This window comes from Embleya hyalina (assembly GCF_003967355.1).
Classification (GTDB): domain Bacteria; phylum Actinomycetota; class Actinomycetes; order Streptomycetales; family Streptomycetaceae; genus Embleya; species Embleya hyalina.
In genome coordinates this window covers 76,649-82,259 of sequence record NZ_BIFH01000056.1, presented here as the reverse complement: position 1 = coordinate 82,259, position 5,611 = coordinate 76,649, and the positions used below count along the sequence as shown (strand labels likewise).

Annotated in this window: 5 protein-coding genes; 1 reads left to right on the top strand and 4 read right to left on the bottom strand. The window is 71.7% G+C overall.

Going from position 1 to position 5,611, the window contains the following annotated elements:
* Nucleotides 1–338: 338 nt before the first annotated feature.
* The 4 genes from EMA17_RS48470 to EMA17_RS48455 all read right to left on the bottom strand — a co-directional run bounded on the left by EMA17_RS48470 (nucleotide 339) and on the right by EMA17_RS48455 (nucleotide 3,693).
* On the bottom strand, nucleotides 339–962 hold the full coding sequence (locus EMA17_RS48470) for an isochorismatase family protein (RefSeq protein WP_126643629.1): 624 nt from the start codon (nucleotides 960–962) through the stop codon (nucleotides 339–341).
* 53 nt (nucleotides 963–1,015) lie between these two features.
* Complete coding sequence (locus tag EMA17_RS48465) at nucleotides 1,016–2,320, bottom strand: nicotinate phosphoribosyltransferase (protein ID WP_126643628.1); 1,305 nt, start codon at nucleotides 2,318–2,320, stop codon at nucleotides 1,016–1,018.
* A gap of 109 nt (nucleotides 2,321–2,429) precedes the next feature.
* Nucleotides 2,430–3,236, bottom strand: coding sequence for an SDR family NAD(P)-dependent oxidoreductase (locus EMA17_RS48460; RefSeq protein ID WP_126643627.1), 807 nt, complete (start codon nucleotides 3,234–3,236; stop codon nucleotides 2,430–2,432).
* A 94-nt stretch (nucleotides 3,237–3,330) separates the two neighbouring features.
* Nucleotides 3,331–3,693 carry an FmdB family zinc ribbon protein gene (locus tag EMA17_RS48455; protein WP_126643626.1) on the bottom strand — a complete coding sequence of 121 codons (363 nt, stop codon included), beginning with the start codon at nucleotides 3,691–3,693 and terminating at the stop codon, nucleotides 3,331–3,333.
* Between the two features lie 261 nt (nucleotides 3,694–3,954).
* Between EMA17_RS48455 and alaS the strand changes: the two genes are divergently transcribed.
* Complete coding sequence (gene alaS, locus EMA17_RS48450; protein WP_126643625.1) at nucleotides 3,955–5,265, top strand: alanine--tRNA ligase; 1,311 nt, start codon at nucleotides 3,955–3,957, stop codon at nucleotides 5,263–5,265.
* The last annotated feature ends 346 nt before the right edge of the window (nucleotides 5,266–5,611 follow it).

Here is a 5,611-nt window from a genome sequence, read left to right as displayed (position 1 = left end):
CAGGACTCGACCCGACCGCCCTCCCCGCCCGCCACTGTTGGCCGGTTTTCGCCGACCAACACACCCGCCTCGCCGGCAAGCCCGAGTCTCGGAGCCCCCACGCCGGCGGCGGCCCGCCCCACGCGTCGGACCAACCCCGCACCGGCACCCCCAACCGCAACCACAACCACAACCACAAACCACAACCGCAACCTGGCTCGCTCAAGTCAGGCCCAGCCAGCCCTGACCCGACCGAGGCGCAAGACCCGCCTCGCGCCCCGAAGCCAAGCCACTCAGACCGGCCGGCGCTTGAGGCCAAACAGCCCGGCCGGCGTTTGAGGCCGACGGTGCCCCCGTCCTCAGCCCGTCGTCGGCTCGCCCACCAGTTCCACGCCGGCGCGCCGCAGGTCGGTGAGCGCCGCCGCTGTGCTCGTGGGGGCCACTCCGGCCGTGAGGGACAGGAGTACGCGCGTGGCGAAGCCCTCGGTCACCGCGTCGAGTGCCGTTGCCCGGACGCAGTGGTCCGTGGCGATGCCCACCACGTCCACCTGTGTGACCCCCCGCTCCCGCAACCACGCGGCGAGCGACGTTCCGTCCGGAGCGGCTCCCTCGAAGCCGCTGTAGGCGGCGGCGTGGGCGCCCTTGGAGAAGACCTCCTCCACCCGCCCCGACTCGACCGCCGACGCGAACGCCGGGTGGAAGAGCGCCCCTTCCGTCCCGGCCACACAGTGCACCGGCCAGGACCCCGCGTAGTCCGGCGTCGCCGAGAAGTGCGCCCCGGGATCCACGTGGTGGTCCCGCGTGGCCACGATGTGCGCATACGCCGGCGTCTCCGCGTGTACCGGGTCCGGCGGCTGCTCGGCCGCGTTGGCCGCCACGTGGTGCCGGATCGCCTCGGCCACCGCCGCGCCGCCCGCGACGGCGAGGCTCCCGCCCTCGCAGAAGTCGTTCTGTACGTCCACCACGATCAATGCCCGGGTCATCGCCACCTGCCTCCTCGTGACCGGCCCGCCGCCACCGACGAACCCGCTCGCGCCTACTCGTAAATGGTCGGAAGTACCGGTTCCCCGCGCGAGAGCTGCGTAGCCGAAAGCGGCAGTTCCTCACGCGAACGCTCGTGCCGTGCCCGCGCCGCCGACAGCGGCTCGCGCCCCACGATCTTCCCGCCGAGCACCAGCGGGACCAGCAGTTCCCGCTCCCCCGGCACCGGCTCCGCGTCCGCCCGGAACGGCCGCAGCACCTCGGCCTCGGCCACCCCGTCCGCGTCGTAGCGCCGCACCGCGCTCTTGCGGCCGCCGTGGCTGGGCTTGCCCGGCGACTTCTTGGCCACCGGCACCAGCGGCGCGTCCGGCTCGTCGCTCATCGCCCGCGCGACCAGCTTGTACACCAGCGACGCGGTCGGGTGTCCCGAGCCGGTGACCAGCTGCGTGCCCACCCCGTAGGCGTCCACCGGGGCGGCCCGCAGCGAGGCGATCGCGTATTCGTCGAGGTCGCTGGTGACCACGATCCGGGTCTTGGCCGCGCCGAGTTCGTCGAGCTGGGCCCGCACCCGGTGGGCGAGCAGGAGCAGGTCGCCCGAGTCGAGCCGGACCGCGCCGAGTTCGTGCCCGGCCACCTCGACCGCCGTCCGTACCGCGGTCGCCACGTCGTAGGTGTCCACCAGGAGCGTGGTGTCCGCCCCGAGCGCGGCCACCTGCGCCGCGAACGCCTCGCGCTCGTCGTCGTGCAACAGCGTGAAGGCGTGCGCGCTGGTGCCCCGGGTCGGAATCCCGTACCGCTGCCCCGCCCGCAGGTTGGACGTGCTCGCGAAACCGCTGATGTACGCGGCGCGCGCGGCGGCCACCGCGGCCTCCTCGTGGGTGCGGCGCGAGCCCATCTCGATGCACGGCCGCCCGGCCGCCGCCGAGGTCATCCGCGACGCGGCGGCGGCGACCGCGGCGTCGTGGTTGAGGATCGACAGGATCAGCGTCTCCAGCACCACCGCCTCGGCGAAGCTGCCCTCGACCACCACCAGCGGCGAGCCGGGGAACCAGCACTCGCCCTCGGCGTAGCCCCACACATTGCCGGTGAAGCGGTAGCCGGCCAGCCAGTCCAGCGTCGCCCGGCCGACCACGCCGGCCTCGTCGAGGAAGGTCAGCGTCTCGTCGTCGAAGCGGAAGTTCTCGATGGCGTCGAGAAGTCGCCCGGTGCCGGCGGTCACGCCGTAGCGGCGGCCGTCCGGCAGCCGGCGGGCGAAGACCTCGAACACCGAACGACGGTGCGCCGCACCGCTGCGCAGTGCGGCTTCGAGCATCGTCAGCTCGTAGTGATCCGTCAGCAATGCCGTGGTCGCGGTGTCCATGTCGTCAGCATAACACGATTACTCGTCAGTTTGACGATTACTCGCAAGAGTGGCGCGCATCACGGAAATTCCGCCGCAACAACCCACATTCACTCACCATTCCGGACATTCACCCGACCCGGTCCTCCTCCGGCGTAGGCGCCCACGTCGACCCGTTGATGTGCGTCCCGCCGCCCACGAACAGGGTGTTGCCGGTCACGTAGCGCGAGTCGTCGCTCGCCAGGAACAGCGCGGCGCCGCCGATGTCGGTCTCCGGGTCGCCCATCCGCCCCATCGGATTCAGCGCCTCGGCGGCCGCGGCGGCCTCCGGGTTCGCCTTCGCGTACGCCTCGAACGCCTCGGTCCTGGCCCCGGGGCAGATCACGTTGGCCCGGATCTGGTGCGGCGCCCACTCCCGCGCGGCCGAGCGGGTCAGCGCGCGCAGCGCCTCCTTGCCGACGTTGTACTCGGCGGTGAAGCGGTGCGCGTTGACCCCGTTCAGGCTGGCGATGTTGATCACGCTGCCACCGCCCGCGTCCCGCATCGGCTCGAACGCCGCGCGCATCGTCCACCACCCGGCCCACATCGCCATGTCCAGGCCGTGTCGGAACTGTTCGTCGGTCTTGTTCTCGATCCGGTTGATCCGACCGCCGCCCCACGCGTTGTTGACCAGCGTGTCGAGGCGTCCCCACCGGGACAGCGCGGCCTCGACCAGCCCGACCGCCTCGGCCTTGACCGTGACGTCGGCGGCCACCGCCAGCGTCTCGACGCCGAACGCGTCGGTGATCTCGGCGGCCACCCGCTCCGCCGCCTCGCCACGGATGTCGTTGACCAGGATCCGACACCCCTCGGCCGCGAACCGCCGGGCGATCCCGCGCCCGATGCCGGCGCCCGAGCCGGTGATCACCGCGACGTGGTCCCGAAGACGTCCTGCCATGCGCTGCCTCCCACGTGGATCGTTGTGCTCTCGTGGGTTCGGTGGGTATCGGCAACCGCTCGACAAAACAAGAGCGTACCGGCGAAACCGCAGGTCAGCTGGGTCGCCATTGGTGATCGCAGTCCCGACACTTGCGGTCCCCGTACGGCATCGAGGACACCTTGCCCGAGCCGCACTCGGGACAGGTCGGCCCGTCCGCGGCGGTCGGCGGTCGCCAGCGCGCGGCGCACGAACCGCAGACGTAGTCGCCGACGATGTCGGTACTCACCTTGGTCGAGCCGCACTTGCCGCACTGCACCTCGACGTGCCGCCGTTTGCGCGGCGCGGCGCGGCCGATCGCGGCCTGGCGTTCCCGCTGCGCGGAGAAGCCCCAGTAGGAGCGCAGTCGATCGGCCATGTCCGGGCGCAGGTCGCCGCCGTCGCCGGGCGGGACCTCGCTGCGTCGCTGCTCGCTCATGATCGGCACGGTAGGGCATGCCGACCGGCGCGAGAAGCGGGTTCCTCGGGCCCGCGCCGCGCCCGCGCCCGGATGTCCGAGCCCGCGACACGGATATCCCGTCGACCCCGGCGAAGCGTCCCGTTATCGTCGGGGCATGGAGATCCACGGGCAGCGAGCTACCGGCGTCGGGCCGGCGAACCGGGCGCGATAGCGCGGCTCGGCCCGGCTCGGCGTGTGTGTACCCCCACCGCCCGCTGCTCTCGCGAAGGCCGATGCGCCATGCTCTCTCCACACATCCGCTCCACCTTTCTCGATTTCTTCACCGCGCGCGGACACCGCCCGGTGCCGTCCGGTTCACTGCTGCCGCCCGATCCGAGCCTGTTCGTGGCGAACGCGGGGATGAACCAGTTCAAGCCCTGGTTCCTGGGCGACGTCGAGCCCGGGTTCCCCCGCGCGACCTCGGTCCAGAAGTGCGTCCGCACCGTCGACGTCGACAACATCGGGTACACCCGTCGGCACTCGACCTTCTTCGAGATGCTGGGCAACTTCTCCTTCGGCGACTACTTCAAGCCGGAGACGATCGCGTTCGCGTACGAACTGCTCACCGAACACTTCGGCCTGTCCCGCGACCGGCTGTGGATCACCGTGTACGAGGACGACGACGAGTCGGAGCGGATCTGGCGCGCGGTGGGCGTGCCGTCGTCGCGGATCCAACGGATGGGCGCGGCGGACAACTTCTGGTCGATGGGCGTGCCGGGGCCGTGCGGGCCGTGCTCGGACGTCACCTACGACCGGGGCCCGTCGTTCGGGTCGGACGGCGGACCGGCGGTGGACCCGGAGCGCTTCGTCGAGGTGTGGAGCCTGGTCTTCATGCGCAGCGTGCGCGGCGAGAGCGGGCCCGACGGGGACTTCCCCATCCTCGGCGAACTGCCGCGCACCGGCGTCGACACGGGGCTCGGGCTGGACCGCCTCGCGGCGATCCTCCAGGACGTGGCCGGCGCGGTCGAGACCGACCTGCTGCGGCCCACGCTCGCGACGGTCGAGGAGTCGGCGGGTCGGGGCTACTCCCCCGTCGACCGCGAGAACCCCGACCGGGTCTCGTTCGAGGTGGTCACCGACCACGCGCGGGCGATCGCGTTCCTGCTCGCGGACGGCATCCGGCCGGGCAAGGAGGGCACGGGGTACGTCCTGCGCCGGCTGATGCGACGCGCGATCCGGCACGGCCGCCGACTCGGCATCGAAGGTGCGATCCTGCCGCCGATCACCGCGAGCGTGGTGCGCAACCTGGGTCCGTCCTGGCCCGAACTAACCCTCGCGGCGCCCCTGATCGAGGACGTGACCGCGCGGGAGGAGGAGTCCTTCGACCGAGTCCTCACCCGCGGCACCCGCATGGTCGACCGCGCCATCCGCCGTCGCCTGGCGGCGGGCGAATCCGACCTGCCGGCGGAAACCGTATTCACCCTCTATGACTCCCACGGCTACCCCCCGGACCTGACCATCGAGGCGGCACGCGAGTCCGGCCTGACGGTAGACCACCCACACCTACGCACCCTCCTACCAACACTCACCCCGACCCCGAACGAGAAGTAACGAGCGAAAGCAACCAAGTCCCGGGAGCCGGGCCCGAACCCCACGGACCCGGCCCCCAGAGGCAGGCACCTCCAGCCCATCAGGCACTCGAGAACAGGCGGAGCCCAACCCGCCCCCGGAGCCCAACCGACCACATCGGCCCGCCCGACACTCGAGAACACCCAGCCGAAGGCCCCCCCCAACCGCAACCCCCGACACCGGGGACACCAAACCCCCTCAACCAGCCCGTCCGGCGCTTGAAGACACCCAGCCGAAGCCCACCACCCAACCGCAACCCCCAGCACCGGGAGCACCAAACCCCCTCAGCCCGTCCAGCACTTGAGGACACCGACCGAAGGCCACCACG

What these genes read in the sequence shown, in the direction of transcription:
- alaS (WP_126643625.1), top strand. Translation starts at nt 3,955, where the DNA reads ATGCTCTCTCCACACATCCGCTCCACCTTTCTCGATTTCTTCACCGCG.
- EMA17_RS48455 (WP_126643626.1), bottom strand. Translation starts at nt 3,693, where the DNA reads ATGAGCGAGCAGCGACGCAGCGAGGTCCCGCCCGGCGACGGCGGCGAC.
- EMA17_RS48460 (WP_126643627.1), bottom strand. Translation starts at nt 3,236, where the DNA reads ATGGCAGGACGTCTTCGGGACCACGTCGCGGTGATCACCGGCTCGGGC.
- EMA17_RS48470 (WP_126643629.1), bottom strand. Translation starts at nt 962, where the DNA reads ATGACCCGGGCATTGATCGTGGTGGACGTACAGAACGACTTCTGCGAG.
- EMA17_RS48465 (WP_126643628.1), bottom strand. Translation starts at nt 2,320, where the DNA reads ATGGACACCGCGACCACGGCATTGCTGACGGATCACTACGAGCTGACG.